The sequence below is a fragment of the Streptomyces coryli genome, from assembly GCF_011044975.1.
Taxonomy (GTDB): Bacteria; Actinomycetota; Actinomycetes; order Streptomycetales; family Streptomycetaceae; genus Streptomyces; species Streptomyces coryli.
In genome coordinates this window covers 1-2,533 of sequence record NZ_JAAKZV010000480.1, presented here as the reverse complement: position 1 = coordinate 2,533, position 2,533 = coordinate 1, and the positions used below count along the sequence as shown (strand labels likewise).

Here is a 2,533-nt window from a genome sequence, read left to right as displayed (position 1 = left end):
CGACGGGGGTGGGCGGGATGCTCCCGCTCACCCCCGTCGGGTGATGCCGCGGTGGAAGGCGCCCGGTCAGGACACCGGGGCGGGCTCGCGAGCGGGGTCGGGTGCCGCCGGCTCGTTCTCCCGCGGCGCCGGCAGCACGGCGAAGATCACGGCGGCGACCACGATCGTGCAGGCCCAGCCGAGCCCGTGTTCGCCGAGCCAGGTGGTGGCGAGCGGGCCGGTGAACCAGCTGACCTTGGTCAGCGCGAGGCCCACCAGGAGGGCGACGGCCCAGGCCGTCAGCGCCTGCCAGCAGAAGCCGCCCTTGTACCAGTAGCGGCTGCTCGGGCTGATGTTGAGCAGGCTGTCGCCGTCGTAGCGGACGGGCTTGTTGCGGCGTCGCAGCATGTCGATGCCGTAGACCCCGATCCAGGCGGAGAAGGAGACGGCGAGGAGCGTCAGGAAGGTGATGAACTGCCCGACGAAGTCCTTCGCCACCAGCATCATAAACAGGCCGCCGACGAGGCTGATCGCGGCATTGATGCTCACCGCCAGCGCCCGCGGCAGCTTGACGCCCATGGTCTGCGCGGTGAAGCCGGCCGAGTACATCGACAGGCTGTTGATCATCACCATGCCGAGCAGCGCGGTCAGCAGATACGGGATCGCCAGCCACATCGGCAGGGTGTCGCCGAGGAACGACATCGGGTCGGTGTTCTGGTTCGCCAGTTCGGGGTGCGAGACCGCCATGACGCCGCCCATCACCACCATGGGGACCAGGACGAGCGCGGCGCCGCCGATGGTCGTGGCGACGATGCGCTTGCCGGGTGCGGAGTGCGGGAGATAGCGGGCGAAGTCCGGGCCTGTGGGGACCCAGCTGATGCCGCCGGCGGCGATGGTGCCGATGCCGGCGACCATGAGGGCGGCGCTGCCCGGGCTCTGGGAGAAGATCTTGCCCCAGTCCATCTCGGCGATGAGGTAGGCCAGGACGAGGAGGCTGAAGGCGCTGAAGACGTAGGTGGCGTATTTGTTGCAGATGTTCAGCCACTTCCGGCCGAGACCGCTGAGCAGGTACGTCGCGGCCACGAAGGCCAGGAGCGTGATCACGATGAGCGCGTTGTTGGACTCGATGCCGAACAGCAGCTTCAGCACGGTGAGGACGGCGTACGCGCCGCTGACCGCGTTGATCGTCTCCCAGCCGAAGCGGGCGACCCACAGGATCATGCCGGGGAAGTAGTTGCCGCGGACGCCGAAGGCCGCCCGGGACAGCATCGCGCCCGGCGCCCCGCCCCATTTGCCGGAGATCGACAGCACCCCGACCATCCCGTACGAGACGACGGACGCGATCGCGGCGACGGCCAGGACCTGCCAGAAGTTCAGGCCGTTCGCGATCACCAGGGAGGCGCCCATGGTGAGCAGCAGAACGCTGATGTTGGCGGCCACCCAGGTGGGGAAGAGCTCGCGGACGCGGCCGCGGCGCTCGTGGTCCGGGACGGGCTCGATACCGCGGCTTTCTACGGTCTCCTCCGCGGGAGTGGGGGCATGAGCGTCGTTGGTCATGGTGGGACTCTACGCGCGTTGCGTGGAAGATGACCATGGTGTTCTGGCCCACACATTTTGTTGAACTACGAAACGAGCACCTCCGGATTCGCGCAGTGTGCCAGCGGCTCACCCTTGAGGAAGCGGGCTACCTCGCCTGCCACGATTCGGGCCGCCTTGTGGGCCACTTCGCGGCTGCCGCCGGCGATGTGCGGGGTCAGCACGACGCCCGGGGTGGTGAGCAGCGGGGAGTCGGCGGGTGGCGGCTCCTCGTCGAAGACGTCGAAGCCGGCGGCGGCCAGGTGGCCGGAGGCGAGGGCGTCCTGCGCGGCGGCGTAGTCCATGAGGGCGCCGCGGGCGCAGTTCACGAGGACCGAGCCCTTCGGCATCAGGGCGAGCTCCTTGCGGCCGATCATGCCGCGGGTCTCGTCGGTGACGCGGGCGTGGAGGGAGACGATGCGGGAGCGGGTGAGGAGATCGTCGAGGGAGACCTGCTCGGCTCCGATGGCGGTGAGGGCGGCCGGGTCGGTGTACGGGTCGTGGACCAGGATGTTCGCACCCATGGCGGCGAGGGCCTTCGCGACGCGGCTGCCGACGGCTCCGTATCCGATGAGGCCGACGGTGGAGCCCTCGATCTCGATGCCGCAGCGGTCGTAGTCGAAGTAGTCGCCGCGCCAGATGCCGCGCTTGAGGTCGGTGTGCACGTCGGCGACGCCGCGGGCGGCGGCGAGGATCAGGGCGAGGGTGTGCTCGGCGGTGGCGGTGGCGTTGCGGCCGGGGGCGAACGTCACGGCGACGCCGTGGCGGGTGGCTGCCTCGAGGTTGGCGTTGACCGGGCCGCCGCGGCTGATGCAGAAGAGTTCGAGGTCGGGGCAGGCGCCAAGGATGCGCTCGGTGAGGGGGGCGAGGTGGGTGACGCAGATGCGGGCGCCTGCGCCTTGGAGGGCTTCGATCATTTGGCCTTCGGTGCCGGTGGCCTCGTTGACTTCGGCGACTGGGGCGAAGGGGGTGTGGGGCC

Annotated in this window: 2 protein-coding genes; both read right to left on the bottom strand. The window is 69.7% G+C overall.

The genetic code is table 11. From position 1 onward, the window contains the following. Positions 1-66: 66 nt before the first annotated feature. On the bottom strand, positions 67-1,536 hold the full coding sequence (locus G5C51_RS41460) for a purine-cytosine permease family protein (RefSeq protein ID WP_165246034.1): 1,470 nt from the start codon (positions 1,534-1,536) through the stop codon (positions 67-69). Between the two features lie 65 nt (positions 1,537-1,601). Beyond that, positions 1,602-2,533 (bottom strand): 2-hydroxyacid dehydrogenase (locus G5C51_RS41455; RefSeq protein ID WP_165246032.1); only part of this gene is annotated, 932 nt, incomplete at its 5' end.

Coding starts and splice junctions, on each gene's coding strand:
- G5C51_RS41460 (WP_165246034.1), bottom strand. CDS start 1,536: ATGACCAACGACGCTCATGCCCCCACTCCCGCGGAGGAGACCGTAGAA.